We start from the raw sequence: 20,378 nt of genomic DNA, 5'->3' as shown, positions 1-20,378 counted from the left end.
GTTAATGAGTATTTAGAACATCACAGGAAATCTGAAAATGATAGTGAAAATTTCATACTTGAGTAATCACGTACTGCTGACTTTAGTCAGTAACAAACCTATGGTACTTTAGTCCATAGTGGTTTAGTCGATTAGTAAAATCGTATAGTACGTCCTATTAAGTTTTTTATTAAAAACAAAACCCCGATGTAATCACATCGGGGTTTTTCAATTTTATGTAAAGAAAATTAGTTTCCTTGCGAAAGACTTTTCATTTCTTCTTCAATCATTTCGTAGAATTGGTCAATCTTAGGTAAAACAACAATACGTGTACGTCGGTTTTTAGCTCTGTTCTCTGCAGTATCATTTTCTACCAACGGTACATGGTAACTACGACCAGCTGCAATTAGCTGTTGTGGATTAACCTTTAAGTCTTCTAAAACTCTAACAACCGAAGTCGCACGTTTTACACTTAAATCCCAATTATCAACTAATGGCGGTTTGTTGTATGATTTATTGTCTGTATGAGATTCTACCATTGCTTCAAAGTTAGGCTTGCTATTAATCACTTTTGCAACTTTAGCTAGTACTTCCTTAGCACGTGAGGTTACATTGTAACTACCACTCTTGAATAATAATTTATCTGCAATAGAGATAAATACAACACCTTTTTCGACATTTACTTCAATGTCTGGGTCATTAATACCAACTTCTTTCTTTAAGCTTGTGACTATGGCAAGTGTAACACTATCTTTTCTATTTAAAGCATCTTGCAAACGTGTAATTTTTAAATCACGCTCTTGTAATGATTCTAAAGATTTTTCAAGGTTTTGAGCGCCTTTACTCGTCAACTCTGTTAAGTCTTGAGAACTCTTAATTAAAGCTTCGTTACTACGGCGCATATCTGCTAATTGCTCTCTAAGACCTTCTACACGAGCTGTTGCAGCAGCTTGGTCTGCTAAACAAGCATTCAGTTTTACAGTCGCAGTATTTAACAAATCTTGAGTTTCTTTTTGTTTTTCTTGTAATGCTAAATAATCTTTTTTAGATACACATGCTGTTAGAATCAGCATGGCAAATAAGCTTAAAAGAATCGATTTTTTCATAATAAATTAATTTGTTTTAAATCACTACAAAACTATCGAAAAGAAAGGCGACTACATATCTGATTAACAAAAAATTTAACAGATTTATAAACAGTCAAAAGTTTTCTTACCTTTTATAAAATAACTCAAAACAATTGAGTTTTTTTTAGAGTAACCAGGTAATTGATTTAATTCTTTTCGCTGTTTTAATAGTCTAAATAGATTCCAATAAAAACTGCCATGCGCTTTTAAAATGGACAAAAAGTTTGACAGTTTTAACGATATAAGAAATTTAAGAGCAGCTACACCATCTAAAATCATTCTTATCAGTACACGACCCAAAACATTTTTATCCGTATTCTTTACCAGAGTAAAAAGACTATTTCTGAAGTTTAGATACGTTTTTCTAGAGCTTGTATTTTGGAGTGTTGCACCTCCAACATGAAAAACCGCCGACTTGCCAACATAAAAAGTCTTATAGTTATCATTGAAGGCTCTCCAACACAAATCAATTTCTTCCATGTGTGCAAAATAACTTTCGTCAAAGCCATTTAAGGATTTAAAAATGTCATTTTTAATAAAAAAACAAGCGCCTGAAGCCCAGAAAATTTTAATAGTATCATTATACTGACCGTCATCTTTCTCAATGGTGTTAAAAATACGCCCACGGCAAAACGGATAACCATATTTATCTATAAACCCTCCACCAGCACCAGCATATTCGAAATGTGTTTTTTGTTTGTAATCTAAAATTTTGGGTTGAATAATTCCAATTTCGCTTTCAGAATTATACGCAGCGATTATAGGTTGAAGCCAACCTTCTGTAACTTCAATATCGCTATTCAATAAACACAAGACAGGTGCATCTACTTGCTTTAAAGCATCATTGTAACCTTTTGCATAACCGCCGTTTTCTGTATTCTGAATGATTTTTATTTCTGGATAATTGGTTTTAATAAAATCTACAGAATCATCAGATGAAGCGTTATCAGCAACATAGATTTTTGCTTCCTCAGAGTGCTTTGTAACAGAAGGCAAAAACTTTTCGAGGAGTTTTTTTCCGTTCCAATTAAGAATTACTATGGCGATATCTTTTGTTGAATATTTCATTTAGGTTTGTAAGTTGGAATATCTTTTAGGAAACTGTATTTCTTTTCCTCAAGATCCATCTGACAATAATAATGATTTAATCCGTTGGTTACCATTAAATACGTCGCATTCAACTTTAAGTTATAACGTGCTATTTGGTCAAAAGTATTTTGATTAATAGTAATTTTTGGGGCTTTACATTCTACAATCAAAAAAATAGAGCCATTAGGATTAAAAATGACAATATCGTAGCGTTTTTTTAATCCATTAATTGTCAATTCTTTTTCTACATTGATTAAAGATTTAGGATAGTTTTTTTTAGAAATAAGGTAATGTATACAGTGTTGACGTACCCATTCTTCAGGTTGTAAAACGACAAATTTTTTACGAATGATATCAAAAATAGAAACTTTATTTTCTGTACTTTTGAAACGGTAGTTGAACTTTGGAAAATTAAGGTCTTGCACTACACAAAAGTATAATTTTAACATCACTTCGAGTGATTTTCTCAGAAAATTTTATCTAGAAGTCTTAGCCAAATTAACAAGTTTTTGGAAGAAGCAAAACAAATAGTTACTGATATAAAAAAAGGACTCATTAAGCCTATATACTTCTTAATGGGTGAGGAGGCTTACTATATTGATAAAATATCAGATTTTATAGAGGATAATATTTTGGATGAGGCAGAAAAAGGTTTTAACCAAATGGTGCTTTATGGTCGTGATGTGGCTATTGATGATATTGTGAGTAATGCAAAGCGCTATCCCATGATGGCAGAACGTCAGGTGGTTATTGTAAAAGAAGCGCAAGATTTAAGCCGTAGTATTGAAAAGCTTGTAGATTATGTAAATAATCCACAACCCACAACAGTTTTGGTCGTTAATTATAAATACAAAAAAATAGATAAGCGAAAAGGTTTATACAAAGCGCTTAAGAAATCTGGAGTTGTTTTTGAAAGTAAAAAACTCTATGACAATCAAGTGCCAGATTGGATTAGACGTGTGTTGTCCGGTCAAGGATATCAGATAACTCCAAAAGCTTCACAGATGTTAGTTGAATTTTTAGGAACGGACTTGTCTAAGATTGAAAATGAACTCAACAAGCTAAAAATAGTATTACCAGAAGGTTCTCAAATAACACCTGAAGCTATAGAAGAAAACATTGGTATAAGTAAAGATTTCAATAATTTTGAATTGCGTAAAGCCGTCGGCGAACGTAATATGACTAAAGCTTTTAGAATTGTAAAATATTTTGGCGATAATCCAAAAGACAACCCAATGGTCGTTACAGTGTCATTACTATTTAATTTTTTTTCGCAGTTGTTACAATACCATGGGCTAAATGACAAGTCTCCAAGAAATGTAGCTTCAGCACTAAAAATTAACCCTTATTTTGTAAATGAATATACCAGTGCTGCTCGTAATTTCTCTATGAAAAATATAAGTAGAGCAGTAGCAGTGATTAGAGAATTTGATGTCAAAGGAAAAGGTGTTGGTGCTAATGCCACGCCTCAGGGCGACTTATTGAAAGAGTTGTTGGTTAAGATTTTTGCTTAGTTATCTTCTGTATTGTCTTCTTCAACTTCTTTTACTTTCTTCTTTTTCGCCTTCTTGTAAATAGGAATTAAATATGAAATGTTATATCCAAAGCCTGCACCGATGATACCACTGTCGTAGGTTCTGTTAAAGCCTGGAATGTATAGGTTTTCAAAATTAGTTGGACTAGTCTCTGATGCCAAAAACTTTAATTGTAGGTTAAGACCCATGTATAGATTGGTTAAGACTTCTGCTTTAATACCAAATATAAATTCGCCCCAAATTGCAGTAAGTCCATCAAATTCTTCAGATGCATCTATTGTAACCTGTTCACCAAAATACTGATTATTTATATCATAAATAGTATAACTATTTAGAGTTTGGCTAAAGGTGCTTGCGCCGACTCTGAAACCAGCAAAAATCATATTCTCCATATCAAGCCAGTTGCGATAGAGGTTAATATCAACACCAGCTTTAAAATAACTTCCCTTAGCTGTAGAGCTTAAGGCTTCATTGGTCAATGTTCGTTCCTCATTACCCAATTCGCCTGCTAAATAAAGACGTTGTGTTAAGCGGTAATCACCATTGATCTCAAAGCCTTGATAATCATCATCTAAAAAGGAGCGTACCAATTTTGACATATCTGCACCTAAACGCAAACCATATCTTTGTTTTACTATAGTGGTGTCTGCAGCTGTAGTTTGCTCTTCATCTTGCGAAAACACTGACGAAGTACAAATCAATAAAACAGCTATACTTTTAATGAAATATTTGTACATGTGTTTCGTCTTCGTTTTCTACAGTTATACTTTGTTCTATGGTATTTGAAAATGATAAATTTTGAATCCAGTTATCACCGTCATCAATAACTTCTATTTCAAGCTCTGTGACTATGCTTTTAAAACCACAAGCTCTGGATACATAAACAAATTCTGGTTTATAAGTTATTTCGACAACATCTATATTGGAATTAGTAGAAGTATCATCAACTAATCTTAGATTGGTATCTTTTTCAAAAAAGTATCTTAAAGTTATAAATTCATCTTCAGCACCTAGCAAAAAGGGTAATCCAGCGGCGTTAGAATTTCTATTAAAAACACGCTCGGTACCAAAAGGCTCAACTAAAATAGCTCCAGAAGTATTCTCGTTGGTTGGTGTAGTGATGCTTGGGTCGTCGGCATAAACCGATAAACGTGGAACATTTTTTACTATATCCGTGTCAGTGGCATCAAAAAACTCAATAAGTAAACGTGGCGTAGTAGGTGTGCCTTCAGCGCAAATATCATCACGCTCACAACCTAAAAACAATAAGGCTAAAAATAAAATCGAAAATTTATAAAATCTCATTAGGCTTTTTCAAATAAAACTACAGTTTCAATATGTGCTGTATGCGGAAATTGATCTATTAAACTAAACTTTTTAATGGTATAACCTGCTTGCATTAATTGCTCCGTATCTCTTGCTTGTGTTGCAGGATTACAAGATACATAAACCAAACGTTCTGCATTGAGGTTTATTATTTTTTTAAGTGTTTTAGGAGCAATACCAGCACGAGCCGGATCTAAGATAATTGTTCCTATTTTGTTAGTGTATTCAGGATGTTCGTTTAAAAATTTACCAACATCTGCAGCATAGAATTTGAGTCCTTCGATGCCGTTTCGTTTAGCGTTTTCTTTAGCATCTTCAATAGCTGAAGCTACAATATCTACACCAATAATTTTTGCGTTTTCACTTCGTGAAGCTAATATTTGACCAATAGTGCCTGTACCACAAAATAAATCCATAACTACAGTATTATCTATAGCATCTTTTTTTTCTAAAGCATAGTCAATAACTTTTGAATAGAGTTTTTCTGCAGATTTTGGGTTGGTTTGAAAAAAGCTTTTCATACTTATTTCAAAATTCAATCCCAATAACTCTTCGACAATTTTATCATCACCATAAACTAGGTCTATTTTGCCAGTTGTAGCGATGGTTCTATCCCCAGTTTCGTCGTTAATTGTATGAAGCAAACCTGCAACACGTTCTTCAAATAACTCGACTAAAAAGGTAGCAAAATCATTTAGATTAAACTGCGGTAAATCGTAAGATGTTGTTACCAAGTTAAAGAGTAATCTGTTTGTTTTAAATGATTTTCTAACTACAAAATATCTAAAGAAACCCTCACGTTTTGGTGGATGCCATGGCGGTAAACCAGTGTTGACACAATAGCTTTTTATGAGTTTTAATTTATCCTCAAACTCCTTGTCAAATAAACCTGAATCTTTTTTTAAATCGTCTCCACACCACCAAGTGCCTCGTTTTTTGAATCCCAGAGTAAACTCATCTACATCAGTTTTTAATTCGTGATTATAACCTATAGCAGAGAAGCCATATTCCATTTTATTTCTATAATGAAAGGTATTTGGAGAGGTCACAAATTCATCAAACTTATCTTCTATATCTGTAACTTTTCCGATACGTTTAAAAAGTTCTAGAGTACTTTGCTTTTTGTAGGCATGTTGTTTCTCGATGGGTAATTTTATATAAGGAGCGCCAGGAATTTCTTGGTAAGGCGTTTCAATTTCATCATCAGAAAATTTTAAGACTTCAAACAACTTACATTCAGCATAGGTTTTACTTGACTTTTTTACTTGCGCTTTTACCAATTGGCCGGGTAACGAATTAGGTACAAATACAACAAATTCACCATGCTCGTTACGGATACGTCCAATTCCTTTTCCGCCAAAGGCGTAATCTTCGATTAAAAGTTCTAAGACTTGTCCGCGTTTTACAAATTTATTCCGTTCTCTTCGTGGCATACTCAAAAGTTAGATTGCAAATGTATTGTTATTATACCTCATGAGCAATAACTTCAAATTCAAATAGTAAATTTATACAAGTTGAATAAAATTAGTGTTACTTTCATATGTTCTGCATAATTTCTAACTTGCAATTTCTAGGGATGATTTCTTTCCCACGCTGAATTTTCGTCCTAATAACTTTTGGGATTGCGGAAGGATAAAGGTAGACAAGGAATGGTTATTACTAATTTAAAAAACAAATTAAAATGGCTGTTTTAGACCACATTTCATCGCAAGAAGCGATGGCGCTAGAAAATAAGTATGGCGCACAAAATTATCATCCTCTACCTGTAGTGTTATCTAAAGGTGAAGGTGTTTATGTTTGGGACGTAGAAGGAAAAAAGTATTACGATTTTCTTTCGGCATATTCCTCATTAAATCAAGGGCATTGTCACCCTAAAATCGTTAATGCTATGAATGAGCAAGCACAACGATTAACGCTGACATCTCGTGCATTTTATAATGACATGCTAGGACGCTATGAAAAATATGCTACGGAGTATTTTAAGTTTGATAAAATGCTTCCTATGAATTCTGGCGCAGAAGCTGTGGAAACTGCTTTAAAACTTTGTAGAAAATGGGCATACGAGGTTAAAGGAATAGATTTAAATAAGGCTGAAATTATTGTTTGCAAGAATAATTTCCATGGCCGTACAACAACAATTATATCATTTTCAAACGACCCGGTAGCTCGAAAAAACTTTGGTCCGTATACAGATGGTTTTATTAAGATTGAATATGATAATTTACAAGCATTAGAAGAGGTATTGAGTACAAACCCTAATGTTGCTGGTTTTATGGTAGAACCCATACAGGGAGAAGCAGGGGTTTTTGTTCCTAGTGAAAATTACTTAAGAGAAGCAAAGGCATTGTGTACGAAGTACAATGTGTTGTTTATCGCCGACGAAGTACAAACTGGTATTGCTCGTACTGGGCGTTTATTGGCAACTTGTGGTAATTGTTCTTGTGAGAACAAAGATTGTTCTGGGACACCAGATGTAAAACCAGACGTTTTAGTTTTAGGTAAAGCATTAAGTGGTGGATTATATCCTGTCTCGGCAGTATTAGCTAATAATGAGATTATGAATGTTATACAACCAGGGAATCACGGTAGTACTTTTGGAGGTAATCCTATTGCAGCAGCTGTAGCTATTGCTGCTCTAGAAGTTGTAAAAGACGAAAAATTAGCAGAGAACGCAGACTACCTTGGTAAGCTCTTTAGAGCTGAAATGAACAAGTATATTAAAGACAGTTCTATTGTCAATTTGGTTAGAGGAAAAGGATTGTTAAATGCCATTTTAATTAATGATGACGAGGATAGTGATACAGCTTGGAATATTTGCTTGCGTCTGAGAGATAATGGTTTATTAGCAAAACCAACTCATGGAAATATTATCCGTTTTGCACCGCCTTTGGTTATGACCGAAGAGCAACTGTTGGACTGTGTTTCTATAATTACAAAGACCTTAAAGGAATTTGAAGCTTAAGTTTAAAGATCTTAAACTAATTTTAAAGCGGTTTTCTTCTGAGAAAATCGCTTTTTTTGTCTAAGGTGCCAAAGCAGTGAACGGATAATGAGGAATATTTCTTAAAATCCAATAGGCAAATACTATAAATACAATAGCATAAGTAAAATAAGTTTTGTGACTCAAGTTATAGTAATATTTTTCAAAATACCTTTTAGATATAACAGCATATAGTTTTGAAAGTAGAAGAATTACTATAACTACAATAGTTACGTTATGAAGCAAAGCCTCACCAATTCTAAAATGCAATACATCATGAATAGCACGTTGGCTTCCACAACCTGGACAATGAAAATTAGTTAAAACATAAAATGGACATTTAGGAAAAAGACCCTTGCCGTTAGCGACTTCTGGATTATTGTTGTAATAATATTTAACTAAAAAAAATATGGGTAACAGCAGGAGCAGGTACCCATATTTTAAATATTTGTATTTAAAAAGTTTTTTAATAATTATATCCTCCAGAGCCTAGTGCGGCCATCATTGCAGCACCATACAACAGCATCATTAAGGCTATTAGTATAAAACCTCCAATAAGGCCTATCAGTCCCCAAAGTTTTGCATTTTTAGAGTCACTTATAGCGCCTTCATAATTGCCGCCTTCCCATTTGGCATTAACTTGTGCAGCATAAACGATACTTACTACGCCTGTCACATTACAGCATAAAAATGTTGTAATAATAGCTAGGACTAAATAGTTATTAGGTCTTTGAGGAATATTTCCTGATTCAATTGATTTTTGTTCCATGTTAGTAGTTGGTTAGTTATGTTTTATCGTTATTGAGCATTTTGCCATTGTTCAGTCATTTTCTGAACTTGTTCCATATAAGCATCCCAACCACCCATAGCTTGTATTGAATAGATTAACCATCCTATAAATAATATGTTAATGATAAGAATAACAAGGGCAACAATCTTAGCCGTTTTCATTCCCTGTACACTAGTTAAATCGTAAGCCTCTGGATTTTCAACAGCCTTTTTAATTTGAGTATTGGCTATAAAAAATGCAGCACCTGCTAAAATAAATCCTGATCCAGCAATACAGCAGCATAAAAGACCAACAATTGCTAATACATATACTAATGTGGGATTCAATCTTTCTTTTTCCATTTATTTTCTTTTTAGTTGATTAGGGTTTTAATAATAAAACTTACTATAATGGTTATTACGGTAACAACAGCCAAAATAGTAATTATTTTATTGAAATATTTTATTTTTTTGAAAATGTTAATCCCGATGGTAGCTAACAAAAGGATTAAAGGATAAATTCCGGGATACATAAAAAATGCAGCTAGAAACTCTCCTTGAATAAGAAGATTTACCGAGCGTTGCATACCGCAGCCCATACATTCAAAACCAAATAAAGTTTTGTTAACGCAAGGTAGCATATAGTCTTCGAGTTGGAAGAGTAGTAACTTCATGTTTCAAATATAAATGTTTTAAAGAATAGATTACTTTTGTATAATGAATATGTCTAGATTATTAAATATTATTTGTATTGTTTTAGGAGGAGCTATTGCAATTTATGTACAAGCTGAAGACCAACAGAACACCTATATTTTAGTAGGCGGAATTGTACTTCTAATGTTTGGCGTTTACCAAATATCTAGAAATGTACCTAGTAAGTTTGAAAATCAAGAGGAAGAATCATTTATTCAAACCGAAAAAGATGAAGATTAAGGTTGGCGATACAGTTGAAACCATTGATGATTCTATAAAAGGAAAAGTTCTAAAAATTAATGGAAATTCTATTTTCGTTGAATCTGAAGATGGTTTTGAGTTTGAATTTTCAGTAAACGAATTGATTAAGCTTGATTCTAAAGGTAATATCAATTTGGGCTCTTTAGCAAATACATCAATTTCTGAAATTACCAGAGAAAAAGAAAGTGGAAAAAAACCAAACTTTCACAAACCCAAGTCAAAAAAGCGTCATCAACCCACATTTATTGTTGATTTACACATTCATCATTTAACAGATTCTACGCGTGGCATGACCAATTTTGATATGCTTAATTTACAACTAGATACAGCACGTCGTCAGTTAGATTTTGCCATAAAACAACGCATGCCTAAAATGGTTTTTATTCACGGAGTTGGCGAAGGTGTGTTGCGCCAAGAATTGTACACTGTTTTAAGACGCTACAACAACGTTACATTTTACGATGCCGATTATAGAGAATTTGGTTTAGGTGCAACTGAAGTTAAGATATTTCAGAATGTAGAACCTTAATCTTCTTCCTCGAATTCTTGCTGAAATAGTATAGTATTTTCTAGAGTACCAAAATCAATTTCATCACCACTTATAATTTCCAAATTAAAGTTTCTGATTAGTATTGTAGAAGTTACTACTCTTGTAAACATATTTGTAAGTACTATTCCTGGAGACTCGAAAGATTCATTAGCTTCATCTGTCAAATACCTAAATGTATCAATACCATTAGAATCAATAAAGAAATCATTACGTGGGTTTTTGTCTCCATTAGCATCTTCTTCAATTGTTAAAATCATGTCACCATCATCATCTGTGTCTAAGTGATTAAATTCACCGTCATTATCAGTGTCTAAAAAGGAAGCGTTGCCATTTTCATCTAAATTTTCATCATCTAGTTCGTTAATAGTCATAACATTATCATTATCATCATCTTGGTCTAAATAATTTGGGACGCCATCGTCGTCTGTGTCAATAGCATTAGGGAAATTACCATTTGCGTCAGCTTCACCACGATCTTCATTTTCAGAAGGAATTCCGTCATTGTCATCATCGACGATAGTAGAAGTCACAAAAGCTGTTCCGCCGAGAGCTTCGTAATTTTCTTGAATAATTAAATCGGCAGGTGTAACTACATTACATAATTCATTACTATTTCCAGAACCAGAAATATCTCTGTTGTACGTACGATATAGAAAACGGTTGGTGCCACCTAACGGAATTTCAGTAGTTGTGTTTTCTGGTGTAGGATTTATAAATGGTGCTATATCGTCTGCACTTCTATCAAGAATAAGCGCTAAGGATTCTGACGGGTCACTTCTTAAATCATAAATAGTAAATGAATCTGTATTATTATCGCAGAGTTCTAAAGCTTGGTCAAAGTTTAAGTCTACAGTAATCACATCACCATCATCACAAGCAAAAAATAAAATACATGCTATTAAAACTACAAAAATATTACGCATAAGGTCGTCTGTTTTTAACAAAAATAAATCATTTATAAAATTATAACGTTGCTTCGAAAGAATAATTTTATACTTTATTTTTGTAGCATGACAAATATGTATTTTGATAGCGCAGCAACAACACAATTACGACCAGAAGTTGTTGCAAAAATGACTGAGGTTTTAAATCAAAATTTTGGAAACCCGTCCTCGACCCATAGTTATGGGCGCTCGGCAAAAGCTATTATGGAACAATGCCGAAAAAACATAGCATCCTATTTCAATGTTTCTGCTGCCGAAATTATTTTTACCTCTGGCGGAACAGAAGCCGATAATTTAGCCATGCGTAGTGCAGTCAGAGATTTAGGTGTTACCGAAATCATTACTTCAAGAATCGAGCACCATGCGGTTTTACATACAGCATTACAGCTTCAGTCGGAATATGATATCGATGTCACTTACGTACAATTAGACGAAAAAGGCACAGTCGACTTCACTCATTTTGAAGAATTATTAAAATCAGATTCAAAAAAACTGGTTAGCTTAATGCACATTAATAATGAGATTGGTAATATTTTAGATATCAAACGTGTTGCTCAATTGTGTAATAAACATGATGCTTTATTTCATACAGATACTGTGCAGTCTGTTGGTCATTTTAATATAGACTTGCAGGAAATTCCATTAGACTTTCTAGCAGCAAGTGCACATAAATTTCATGGACCAAAAGGTGTTGGTTTTTGTTTTGTAAGAGCTGCATCTGGTTTAAAACCTTTAATTTTTGGAGGAGAACAGGAGCGAGGTTACCGTGCAGGTACTGAGAGTTTGCACAATATTGTAGGTTTGGATGAAGCATTAAAAATAGCATATCAAAATCTTGAAGAGGAAAGCACGTACATTAAAGACTTAAAACAATATTTTGTAGATAGCTTAACCGAAAAATTACCAAATTGCCATTTTAACGGCGAATGTTGTAATCCTGAAAAAAGTACTTATACTTTACTAAACGTTTGCTTACCACTACCACCAGAGAAAGCAGCTATGCTCCAATTTCAGTTAGATTTAAAGGGTATAGCTTGTTCCAAAGGTAGTGCTTGCCAGAGTGGAAGTGCTATGGCTTCTCATGTTTTAACAGAGATTTTACAAGACGATTTACTTAAACGTCCATCAGTACGTTTTTCTTTAAGTAAATACAATACAAAGGAAGAGATTGATTATGTCGTGCAGACACTTTGTGAGTTTGCAAAATCCTAGAGCCTTGCCGACAACCTTAAATTAAATACTCGCGGTGTTAAAAAATCAGGAATAGCAAACTGGCTTTGGCTATTGACATCGCGAACCCAAGTATTAGTAATAGCATTTTGATTATTAAACATGTTGTAGATTTCTATACCAAGCGATAAGCTTCTAAATTGTTTTTTCCAGTTTGAAGTGTAGGTTTTTTCAGAATTCACAATATCGTAGGATATTCCCAAGTCAGCACGGCGATAGTCGCGTAATCTAAACTGAAAATCATAAGGGTCGGCATAACTCGGAGAACCTCCAGGTAAGCCCGTATTATAGACTAAATTGAGATACATTTTTAAATCTGGCATATTGGGTACATAATCCTGAAAAAGTACTCCAAATTTTAAGCGTTGGTCTGTAGGTCTTGAGATATAGCCGCGATTATCAATATTTTCTTCGGTCTTTAAATAGCCAAAACTGAACCACGATTCGGTACCAGGAACAAATTCTCCATTCAAACGCATATCTAAACCATAAGCGTAAGCTTTAGCATTATTTCTTGCACGGTAGCGAATACGAACATTTTCTAAAGTATAAGTATTAACATCAGATAAACCTTTGTAATAAGCTTCAGTTACTAATTTGAAAGGTCTATCCCACATTTTGAAACTATATTCATTTCCTAAAACTACATGAAAAGATTTTTGTGCCTTGACGTTAGGTCGAACAATACCGGAAGAATCCCGTAATTCTCTGTAAAATGGTGGTTGATAATAGAGACCACCAGCAACTCTAAAAAGCATATCACTTTCCCAATCTGGTTTTATAGCAAATTGTGCTCTAGGGCTAAAAACTGTTTGCGAATTACTTTCAATTTCTTCACCACTTACTGTCCAGCTATGCGCTCTTAAACCTATATTATAGTAAGCGTCATGCCTTCCAATTTTTGTGTTCTTTTTATATTGTACAAAAGATTGAAGTCGATTAATTTTTATTTGGTTAAAGGCTCTAATATTTTGAAATGCTGTTAACGGTCCATCAAAAGGGACTTCTGGTTGAAAATTAGGCTGAGTTACTGATGGTGGTCGAATAGAAAATCCAGCAGAATCAATCACTTCAGACTCAACCAAACGGTCACGAATATCTTCTCGTGTATATTTTACAGACCATTCAATATTACTGTTTTCGTCGATATCGTGGTCTCCTCGGTGTTCAATATTATAGATAAGCGCATCTAAATCATTACGTGCTCTAGTAAATTGTGAACCGATACCTTCACTAAACTCAACTTCTCCTAAATTTTCATCTCCTATATTAGTGTTTACCTCTCCTAAGCGGTACTGTGCCAAAATATCGAAATATTCTTGTTCAGTAGCATGATATGCTGAACCGATAAGCTTTAAGGTAGTATTTTTATCCAGAAAATAATTGACCTTGAAAGCACCAAAATAAGTTTGATACTCCGTCTGTTCTTGCCCTTCATAAAATACTAATAGCGCTACAGGCTCATCTATTGTACCAAAATTGGTTTGTCTATTTTCTGGTGTAAAGTTGTATTGATTTAAAGAAATATTTCCTAAAAAATTAACATGTAGCTTGTCTGAAAATCGATACGTCAAATACGTTTGCACATCTGCAAAAACAGGTTCTACATTTCCATTAGTTTCAAGATTATTTAAGATTAGGCTGTTGTCCCTGTAGCGAACACCAGAGATGCTAGAGAATTTCCCATTCTTCGAAGAGGTTTCTACAGCAACACTTCCACCCAATAAACTTAAATCTGCACTAACTCCAAATTTTGTTGGCTTCTTATAAGTGATGTCTAAAACAGAAGATAATTTGTCACCATAACGCACTTGAAAACCTCCAGCAGAAAAATCGACATTAGAAACCATATCCGTATTGACAAAGCTTAAACCTTCTTGATTTCCAGAACGAATTAAAAAAGGACGATAGACTTCAATTTCGTTCACATAAACCAAATTTTCATCAAAATTTCCACCACGTACTGAGTATTGTGTGCTTAACTCGTTAGAAATATTAACACCTGGTAATGTTTTTAAAATATTTTCAACTCCCGGTTGTGCTCCTTTTATAGTTCTGATAACTTTTGGTGAAATTGTCGTGACTCCAGTTCTACTTTGGCTTGTGTTTTTGTTAATAACAACTTCAGCAATTTGCTCAACATTTACTTTTAAAACAGGATTATATTCTATTTCACTCCCATTCTCAAAATTAAAGGTTTGCTGTACTTGCTTGTGGGATAGGTGAGTAAACATGAGTGTTACATCAATATCTGAAGGAATTCTTATTTCGTAAAACCCGTTTTTGTTGGTCATAGTACCTTCACCAGTACTAGCTTTGATATTTACATCTTCAATTGGATTTTTGTTTTCATCCAAAATAACACCTCTAATTACAACCGTTTGTGCAAAAGCGCAGAGTGTCAACAGAAAAAAGGCAGCGGTTAGAAATAATTTTGAGTTTTTCAAGAAGTATAGTTTTATTTTCTATAAAAGGTTGCTTCAAATGTAGAACTATTTCCAACATTATCTGTGACAATAATTTTTAAATTATTCTCAATATCTGTAACGACATTATCGTTAAAATCGTGTGTAAGTGTATTCGTTTTATAGTCATACTCCATTAAAATCCACTTACCATTAACGGTAGCTCTGTATTTTGATATTCCTGATAAATCGTCACTAATTTTCAATTTTAAGTAACGGTATTTGCTTAACCATTTCTTGTTTTTGAAGTTTACTGGTTTAATTGTCGGCGGTACAGTATCGTTAGCTAATGTGTACAATCCAAGCGTTTTACTTCGCGCGGTAAGTGTATCTCCTTTTCGTCTTGTGCTTACATAGCTTAGTCTTTTGTAGTATCCATAAAGTCTAGCAATAAACAGCTTGCTTTTATCTATTTCTTTATAATTACTGATGTCATAATTGATTACAAAATTCTTCTGAAGAGGAATTTCATCTTTATGTAAAAAAATAGTGTCCGATTTTACCTCGAAATCCATCAAAACATCTTCATAAACTGTGTTTGGGTAAAATGTTACTGCAGCGGAGTGCTCTTTTAAAACCGTAGTTTCTTGGTTTTTAATCAACCGCTTTGTAGAAGCCATTGTGTCATTCTTAATTTCTGAAGTTTTTGTTTTTCCAACAATTGGAATGTCTATTTTTGTAGTATTTCCCTTAAAATCTTTAATATCTATACTATAAATTGAAGATGTGCTGTCTTCAACTTTTACGTAGCCTCTATCCACAGTGTTTTTAAACATACTTAGGGGATTATTTTCTTGAACAAATAGTTTTTGACTCCGTTTTTTTTTAGATTTCCATAGCTGAAAATCGATATAGCGATTGAGATGTTTTGTTTCACTAAAGCTAAAGCGTTTAAAATCCATTTCAAAGACTTTATTGCCATTAAAGTAGGACGAAATATTACTCACCCCATTATTATTAGGTGCTAAATCTTGCTTATCGTAACTGACTACGCCAAAACCTATTTCGCCATAAGCCAAAATCTTCTCGACCTTGTAATCACCACTTTGTTGTGGAATTAGTCGCAATGGGATACGCTTATTTTTACCATTTATAAAAGAGTTTTCGTTCTTGGGATAGGCATAAAGGGAAGATACAAAAGGCTTTTTATTGTCTTTAATATCTATGCCAAAAAGCATAGGATTAATAGGTCTTTCTGCATTATCTCTAATTTCAAAATGTAGGTGCGGCCCACCAGAACCTCCGGTATTTCCAGAAAAAGCAATGACTTCGCTAGTATCAACTAATAATTCAGAAGTATTAGGAAACATCTCTATTTCATAACTTTCTTTTTCGTATTGGCAATCTTTTATATAGGCTTCAATTTTTGGTGAAAATTTTTTCAAATGCGCATAAACAGTAGTGTAACCGTTGGGATGTGTTACATACAGAGCTTTTCCGTAACCATAATGCGAAATTTTAATTCGACTAACATATCCCATGGCAGCTGTGTAAACTTTTAGACCAGTTTTTCGCTGTGTTTTAATATCTAAACCAGAGTGAAAATGATTAGAACGCAACTCCGCAAAAGTCCCTGATAATATTAATGTAATTTCTAACGGATTTCTAAAATAATCTTGGGGATACTTTGATTGGGAGTACAGACTTGAAGAAAGTAAAAAAAGGAGAAGGATTTTTTTCATTTAGAATTCTATTGAAGCTAAAATATTCATTTGAATGAGAATAACAAACGTAATAACCGTAATATTTTTCTTAATGCATTAATAATATTAACGTTAGGTGTACCAAAAATAATTACAAAACAATTGGGTTTTTTCGTTAGGTATGTTAACTTTGTTATATAGTGTTGTAAAACGCAAATGAGTAAAATTGAAGACATTGTTGATACGTTAGAAAACAGAATTTCAAAGGTTTTGCACAAGCAAGAAGTGCTAAAGCAAACAAATGCAAAACTTTCGGAACAATTAGAAAACTATCAAAACCAAATACTTCAATACCAAGAGCAAATAAGCGAATGGTCTGATAGGTATGAAACGCTCAAAACTGCAAATGCAATACTTGGTAGTGACGAAAATAAACGAGAAACAAAGCTCAAAATAAATTCGCTTATCAGAGATATTGACCATTGTATTGCACAATTATCTGAGTAGTGAAAAAAATATAGTGGATGTCAAATCAGCTTAAAATAAAATTATCTATAGCTAACCGTGTATATCCATTGACCATAAATCCAAGCCAAGAAGAGGGTTTGCGTAAAGCAGCAAAGAAAATTGAGGCTATGATTGGGCAATTTGAGCAAAGCTACTCTGTTAGGGATAAACAAGATGTATTGGCCATGTGTGCCCTTCAATTTGCGGCCCAAGTAGAGCAAAAAATTATAGATAAAGAGTATGTTAATGAAGAAGTTCAGGAAAAGTTAGAGGCCATAAATGATCTTTTACACAATCATATTTAAACTCGTACGTTCTTTTAAATAAACAAAGGTTACTGCCTACATTAGTTATATTTTTTGATAAACTCAACGTTAATTCTTTAAAAAGGGTGAGTTGAAGTTGTAAAATCGTGCCGTTAGTGCTGAGCTTGTTTCAGTATCTCAGACGGATTTTTGAGCAGCTTGTTAGCCCTAAACTTGTTTTTAAGGAGTTTATACAGAATCCAAAACTGATGTAGGCTTTTTTTTATACATATTCAACTAAACTATAACTATGGATACTATTATATACATTGCAGGAGCAGTTATTTTAGGTTTGGTCGTTGGTTTTTTGATTGCAAAATCCTTAGAAAAAGGAAAAGCTTCAAAATTAATTGCTGAAGCAGAAAGAGAGTCAAGAACCATAATTAAACAAGCTAAATCTGATGCCGAATCAATAAAAAAAGATAAAATACTTCAAGCTAAAGAGAAGTTTATTGAATTAAAGTCAGAGCACGAAAAGGTTATTTTATCGCGAGATAAAAAAATGGCCGAAGCAGAGAAAAGAATTAGAGACAAAGAATCTCAGATTACTAGCGAATTGTCAAAAACAAAAAAATCTAATCAATCGCTTGAAGATAAAATTAAGGATTATGATTACAGATTAGACTTTTTAGACAAGAAGAAAGAAGAATTAGAAAAGGCGCATAAAAGCCAAATTAAGCAACTTGAAGTTATATCTGGTCTATCTGCTGATGATGCTAAAGAACAGTTGGTAGAGTCACTAAAAGAGGAAGCTAAGACAGACGCTATGGCTTTTGTACAAGATAGAGTAGAGGAGGCAAAGCTTACCGCACAGCAAGAGGCTAAGAAGATTATTATAAATACAATTCAGCGAATAGGTACTGAAGAAGCTGTTGATAATTGTGTTTCTGTGTTTAATATTGAATCTGACGATGTCAAAGGACGTATCATCGGTCGTGAAGGACGAAATATTAGAGCCATAGAAGCGGCTACAGGCGTAGAAATTATTGTAGACGATACTCCAGAAGCCATTATATTATCTTGTTTTGACTCTGTGCGTCGGGAGATAGCACGCCTATCATTACATAAATTAGTAACAGATGGGCGTATACATCCTGCTCGTATTGAAGAAGTAGTACGTAAGACACAAAAACAAATTGAGCAAGAAATCATTGAAGTTGGCAAGCGTACCGTGATTGATTTAGGTATTCATGGTCTACATCCAGAATTAATTAAAATGGTAGGTCGTATGAAATACCGTTCGTCTTACGGTCAAAACTTATTACAACACTCGCGGGAAGTAGCTAAACTCTGTGGTATAATGGCAGCAGAACTAGGCTTGAATCCTAAATTAGCCAAACGCGCCGGATTATTACACGATATAGGTAAAGTTCCAGATGCTGAAGCAGATGTAGAAACTCCTCACGCTATCTTAGGTATGAAATGGGCTGAAAAGCATGGTGAAAAACCTGAAGTGTGTAATGCTATTGGAGCTCACCACGATGAGATAGAAATGACCACATTATTATCGCCTATTATTCAGGTATGTGATGCTATATCAGGAGCACGGCCAGGAGCACGTCGTCAGGTGTTGGATTCTTACATACAACGTCTCAAGGATATGGAAGCTGTTGCTTTTGGTTTTGGAGGTGTAAAGAAAGCATATGCTATACAGGCAGGTCGTGAGTTACGTGTTATTGTTGAGAGTGAAAAAGTCTCTGATGATAAAGCGGCTAGCTTATCTTTTGAAATTTCTCAGAAAATCCAGACAGATATGACGTATCCAGGTCAGGTAAAGGTAACAGTGATAAGAGAAACAAGAGCTGTAAATATCGCAAAGTAAATAAGCTAAAATTATAAGTAAGGAGCACTCAAAATCTGAGTGCTTTTTTATTTTCTAGGATGAAACTTATTAATCACTTTATTAAGATGGGATTTATCAACATGTGTGTAGATTTCTGTGGTTGTAATACTCTCGTGGCCTAGCATCATTTGTATAGCCCTAAGGTCTGCACCATTCTCTAATAAATGTGTAGCAAATGAATGCCTAAATGTGTGTGGCGATACGGTTTTTTGTAACCCAATTTGGTCTACTAGTTTTTTTATTATGGTAAATACCATGGCCCTGGTAAGCTTATTGCCTTTGTAATTAAGAAATAATATATCTTTTGCTTCAGGTTTAACGTCTACGTGTTTTCTAATATCTAACCACATATTGATTAGGGTTTGAGTACTTTTTCCTATAGGTACAAAACGTTCTTTATTGCCCTTTCCACTGACTTTAATAAACCCTTCATCAAAAAATAAGTCTGAAATTTTAAGGCTAGTCAATTCGCTAACACGTAAACCACAGCTATATAAACTTTCTATAATGGCTTTGTTTCGATGCCCCAAATTTATGCCTCTAAATTGGTAGTTTAGGTCAATTGCAGTTATGATGTTATCTATATCAGTAATTGAAAGTGTATCAGGTAATTTTCGACCTAATCTTGGAGACTCTATTTGGTCTACAGGATTGGTGTTTCTATAATTCTCAAAAACCAAATAATCAAAGAAATTCCGTAATCCAGAGATAATGCGTGCTTGAGTTCTTGGGCTTAAATCTTTAGATATTTTGTAGATGAATTGTTGAATCTCTTCATTTTTTATCACTATCGGAGAGACTGATGTTTCACTATTACTTAAGAAACTAATAAGGCGCTTTATATCGTATTCGTAATTGTCAATAGTATTGCCTGACAATCCTCTTTCTAGCTTTAAATAATGCTTATAATCTGTTAAAAAAGGTTGCCAGTTCATAGTTTATATGCATCAATTAGAGGTAAAGATACTTTTTTAACTAGAATTTAGGTATTAACGTTAAATAAATGTTTTGAGTTACACGTTTAGTTTCTGTTTTAATTGATTTTGATATATTGGTTTACTTTCTACCATTCTTGTAATTGTTTTATGAAAGATACTCGTCTTAAATTGAGAACGATTAATTCTAAAACAAAA

Annotated in this window: 22 protein-coding genes, 1 other RNA gene and 1 pseudogene; 9 read left to right on the top strand and 15 right to left on the bottom strand. The window is 33.6% G+C overall.

Annotated elements, in window-relative coordinates:
* Positions 1–227: 227 nt before the first annotated feature.
* From HKP48_RS07875 to HKP48_RS07865, 3 genes are all read right to left on the bottom strand, one after another.
* Positions 228–1,085 (bottom strand): OmpA family protein, encoded by an 858-nt coding sequence (locus tag HKP48_RS07875; RefSeq protein WP_296344580.1) that lies wholly within the window; start codon positions 1,083–1,085, stop codon positions 228–230.
* Positions 1,086–1,169: 84 nt separating this feature from the next.
* On the bottom strand, positions 1,170–2,174 hold the full coding sequence (locus HKP48_RS07870; RefSeq protein WP_296344579.1) for a glycosyltransferase family 2 protein: 1,005 nt from the start codon (positions 2,172–2,174) through the stop codon (positions 1,170–1,172).
* Complete coding sequence (locus HKP48_RS07865) at positions 2,171–2,620, bottom strand: type I restriction enzyme HsdR N-terminal domain-containing protein (protein ID WP_296344582.1); 450 nt, start codon at positions 2,618–2,620, stop codon at positions 2,171–2,173. The genes HKP48_RS07870 and HKP48_RS07865 overlap by 4 nt, the downstream gene beginning before the upstream one ends.
* A gap of 84 nt (positions 2,621–2,704) precedes the next feature.
* Here HKP48_RS07865 and holA point away from each other — a divergent pair, with 84 nt between their 5' ends.
* A complete protein-coding gene (holA, locus tag HKP48_RS07860) occupies positions 2,705–3,709 on the top strand; it encodes a DNA polymerase III subunit delta (protein WP_296344578.1) in 1,005 nt (334 codons plus the stop codon).
* On the opposite strand, the gene HKP48_RS07855 is transcribed toward holA, so the two are convergent.
* The 3 genes from HKP48_RS07855 to rlmD are packed head-to-tail and all read right to left on the bottom strand — an operon-like array spanning position 3,706 to position 6,489.
* Positions 3,706–4,467 carry a DUF6048 family protein gene (locus HKP48_RS07855; RefSeq protein ID WP_296344577.1) on the bottom strand — a complete coding sequence of 254 codons (762 nt, stop codon included), beginning with the start codon at positions 4,465–4,467 and terminating at the stop codon, positions 3,706–3,708. The two genes, holA and HKP48_RS07855, sit on opposite strands and share 4 nt — an antisense overlap.
* Complete coding sequence (locus HKP48_RS07850) at positions 4,448–5,035, bottom strand: DUF6452 family protein (RefSeq protein ID WP_296344575.1); 588 nt, start codon at positions 5,033–5,035, stop codon at positions 4,448–4,450. Before HKP48_RS07850 ends, HKP48_RS07855 begins: the two co-directional genes overlap by 20 nt.
* A complete protein-coding gene (gene rlmD, locus HKP48_RS07845; protein WP_296344573.1) occupies positions 5,035–6,489 on the bottom strand; it encodes a 23S rRNA (uracil(1939)-C(5))-methyltransferase RlmD in 1,455 nt (484 codons plus the stop codon). Before rlmD ends, HKP48_RS07850 begins: the two co-directional genes overlap by 1 nt.
* Before the next feature lie 248 nt (positions 6,490–6,737).
* On the opposite strand from rlmD, the gene rocD reads away from it, so the two are divergent.
* Entirely contained in the window at positions 6,738–8,018 is a 1,281-nt protein-coding gene (gene rocD, locus HKP48_RS07840; protein WP_296344571.1) for an ornithine--oxo-acid transaminase, read from the top strand.
* Between the two features lie 60 nt (positions 8,019–8,078).
* Here rocD and HKP48_RS12255 read toward each other — a convergent pair whose 3' ends face one another.
* The 4 genes from HKP48_RS12255 to HKP48_RS07825 are packed head-to-tail and all read right to left on the bottom strand — an operon-like array spanning position 8,079 to position 9,478.
* Complete coding sequence (locus tag HKP48_RS12255; RefSeq protein WP_363928605.1) at positions 8,079–8,447, bottom strand: DUF2752 domain-containing protein; 369 nt, start codon at positions 8,445–8,447, stop codon at positions 8,079–8,081.
* A gap of 55 nt (positions 8,448–8,502) precedes the next feature.
* Positions 8,503–8,805, bottom strand: coding sequence for a CD225/dispanin family protein (locus HKP48_RS07835; RefSeq protein ID WP_296344569.1), 303 nt, complete (start codon positions 8,803–8,805; stop codon positions 8,503–8,505).
* Between the two features lie 29 nt (positions 8,806–8,834).
* Complete coding sequence (locus HKP48_RS07830) at positions 8,835–9,167, bottom strand: CCC motif membrane protein (protein ID WP_296344568.1); 333 nt, start codon at positions 9,165–9,167, stop codon at positions 8,835–8,837.
* An 11-nt stretch (positions 9,168–9,178) separates the two neighbouring features.
* Positions 9,179–9,478, bottom strand: coding sequence for a DUF2752 domain-containing protein (locus HKP48_RS07825; protein WP_296344566.1), 300 nt, complete (start codon positions 9,476–9,478; stop codon positions 9,179–9,181).
* 49 nt (positions 9,479–9,527) lie between these two features.
* Here HKP48_RS07825 and HKP48_RS07820 point away from each other — a divergent pair, with 49 nt between their 5' ends.
* Both HKP48_RS07820 and HKP48_RS07815 read left to right on the top strand, forming a co-directional pair.
* Positions 9,528–9,737, top strand: coding sequence for a hypothetical protein (locus HKP48_RS07820; protein WP_296344565.1), 210 nt, complete (start codon positions 9,528–9,530; stop codon positions 9,735–9,737).
* Positions 9,727–10,287 carry a Smr/MutS family protein gene (locus tag HKP48_RS07815; RefSeq protein WP_296344563.1) on the top strand — a complete coding sequence of 187 codons (561 nt, stop codon included), beginning with the start codon at positions 9,727–9,729 and terminating at the stop codon, positions 10,285–10,287. The genes HKP48_RS07820 and HKP48_RS07815 overlap by 11 nt, the downstream gene beginning before the upstream one ends.
* Here the strand turns inward: HKP48_RS07815 and HKP48_RS07810 are convergent.
* The gene (locus HKP48_RS07810) at positions 10,284–11,231 is read right to left on the bottom strand and encodes a hypothetical protein (protein WP_296344560.1); all 948 of its coding nucleotides are present in this window, start codon (positions 11,229–11,231) and stop codon (positions 10,284–10,286) included. The genes HKP48_RS07815 and HKP48_RS07810 overlap by 4 nt on opposite strands.
* A gap of 87 nt (positions 11,232–11,318) precedes the next feature.
* Between HKP48_RS07810 and HKP48_RS07805 the strand changes: the two genes are divergently transcribed.
* A complete protein-coding gene (locus HKP48_RS07805; protein ID WP_296344558.1) occupies positions 11,319–12,464 on the top strand; it encodes a cysteine desulfurase family protein in 1,146 nt (381 codons plus the stop codon).
* On the opposite strand, the gene HKP48_RS07800 is transcribed toward HKP48_RS07805, so the two are convergent.
* Entirely contained in the window at positions 12,461–14,929 is a 2,469-nt protein-coding gene (locus HKP48_RS07800; RefSeq protein ID WP_296344556.1) for a carboxypeptidase-like regulatory domain-containing protein, read from the bottom strand. The genes HKP48_RS07805 and HKP48_RS07800 overlap by 4 nt on opposite strands.
* Positions 14,930–14,940: 11 nt before the next feature.
* Entirely contained in the window at positions 14,941–16,629 is a 1,689-nt protein-coding gene (locus HKP48_RS07795) for a M23 family metallopeptidase (RefSeq protein WP_296344553.1), read from the bottom strand.
* Positions 16,630–16,806: 177 nt separating this feature from the next.
* On the opposite strand from HKP48_RS07795, the gene HKP48_RS07790 reads away from it, so the two are divergent.
* From HKP48_RS07790 to rny, 4 genes are all read left to right on the top strand, one after another.
* The gene (locus tag HKP48_RS07790; RefSeq protein WP_296344551.1) at positions 16,807–17,097 is read left to right on the top strand and encodes a hypothetical protein; all 291 of its coding nucleotides are present in this window, start codon (positions 16,807–16,809) and stop codon (positions 17,095–17,097) included.
* Positions 17,098–17,114: 17 nt separating this feature from the next.
* A complete protein-coding gene (locus HKP48_RS07785) occupies positions 17,115–17,402 on the top strand; it encodes a cell division protein ZapA (protein WP_296344548.1) in 288 nt (95 codons plus the stop codon).
* 61 nt (positions 17,403–17,463) lie between these two features.
* Positions 17,464–17,593, top strand: a non-coding RNA gene (ssrS, locus tag HKP48_RS07780) — 6S RNA.
* A gap of 59 nt (positions 17,594–17,652) precedes the next feature.
* On the top strand, positions 17,653–19,224 hold the full coding sequence (rny, locus tag HKP48_RS07775) for a ribonuclease Y (protein ID WP_296344546.1): 1,572 nt from the start codon (positions 17,653–17,655) through the stop codon (positions 19,222–19,224).
* Between the two features lie 47 nt (positions 19,225–19,271).
* On the opposite strand, the gene xerA is transcribed toward rny, so the two are convergent.
* Both xerA and HKP48_RS07765 read right to left on the bottom strand, forming a co-directional pair.
* Entirely contained in the window at positions 19,272–20,180 is a 909-nt protein-coding gene (xerA, locus tag HKP48_RS07770) for a site-specific tyrosine recombinase/integron integrase (RefSeq protein ID WP_296344544.1), read from the bottom strand.
* Between the two features lie 78 nt (positions 20,181–20,258).
* Positions 20,259–20,378, bottom strand: a pseudogene (locus HKP48_RS07765) (IS1595 family transposase); the annotation flags it as partial.

This window comes from Winogradskyella sp. (genome assembly GCF_013042245.1).
Classification (GTDB): domain Bacteria; phylum Bacteroidota; class Bacteroidia; order Flavobacteriales; family Flavobacteriaceae; genus Winogradskyella.
Note: the sequence above shows the minus strand (reverse complement) of the source record. Positions and strands in the feature narration are given on the sequence as shown.

Coding starts and splice junctions, on each gene's coding strand:
- HKP48_RS07875 (WP_296344580.1), bottom strand. CDS start 1,085: ATGAAAAAATCGATTCTTTTAAGCTTATTTGCCATGCTGATTCTAACA.
- HKP48_RS07870 (WP_296344579.1), bottom strand. CDS start 2,174: ATGAAATATTCAACAAAAGATATCGCCATAGTAATTCTTAATTGGAAC.
- HKP48_RS07855 (WP_296344577.1), bottom strand. CDS start 4,467: ATGTACAAATATTTCATTAAAAGTATAGCTGTTTTATTGATTTGTACT.
- HKP48_RS07850 (WP_296344575.1), bottom strand. CDS start 5,035: ATGAGATTTTATAAATTTTCGATTTTATTTTTAGCCTTATTGTTTTTA.
- rlmD (WP_296344573.1), bottom strand. CDS start 6,489: ATGCCACGAAGAGAACGGAATAAATTTGTAAAACGCGGACAAGTCTTA.
- rocD (WP_296344571.1), top strand. CDS start 6,738: ATGGCTGTTTTAGACCACATTTCATCGCAAGAAGCGATGGCGCTAGAA.
- HKP48_RS07835 (WP_296344569.1), bottom strand. CDS start 8,805: ATGGAACAAAAATCAATTGAATCAGGAAATATTCCTCAAAGACCTAAT.
- HKP48_RS07830 (WP_296344568.1), bottom strand. CDS start 9,167: ATGGAAAAAGAAAGATTGAATCCCACATTAGTATATGTATTAGCAATT.
- HKP48_RS07825 (WP_296344566.1), bottom strand. CDS start 9,478: ATGAAGTTACTACTCTTCCAACTCGAAGACTATATGCTACCTTGCGTT.
- HKP48_RS07820 (WP_296344565.1), top strand. CDS start 9,528: ATGTCTAGATTATTAAATATTATTTGTATTGTTTTAGGAGGAGCTATT.
- HKP48_RS07815 (WP_296344563.1), top strand. CDS start 9,727: ATGAAGATTAAGGTTGGCGATACAGTTGAAACCATTGATGATTCTATA.
- HKP48_RS07810 (WP_296344560.1), bottom strand. CDS start 11,231: ATGCGTAATATTTTTGTAGTTTTAATAGCATGTATTTTATTTTTTGCT.
- HKP48_RS07805 (WP_296344558.1), top strand. CDS start 11,319: ATGACAAATATGTATTTTGATAGCGCAGCAACAACACAATTACGACCA.
- HKP48_RS07795 (WP_296344553.1), bottom strand. CDS start 16,629: ATGAAAAAAATCCTTCTCCTTTTTTTACTTTCTTCAAGTCTGTACTCC.
- HKP48_RS07790 (WP_296344551.1), top strand. CDS start 16,807: ATGAGTAAAATTGAAGACATTGTTGATACGTTAGAAAACAGAATTTCA.
- HKP48_RS07785 (WP_296344548.1), top strand. CDS start 17,115: ATGTCAAATCAGCTTAAAATAAAATTATCTATAGCTAACCGTGTATAT.
- rny (WP_296344546.1), top strand. CDS start 17,653: ATGGATACTATTATATACATTGCAGGAGCAGTTATTTTAGGTTTGGTC.
- xerA (WP_296344544.1), bottom strand. CDS start 20,180: ATGAACTGGCAACCTTTTTTAACAGATTATAAGCATTATTTAAAGCTA.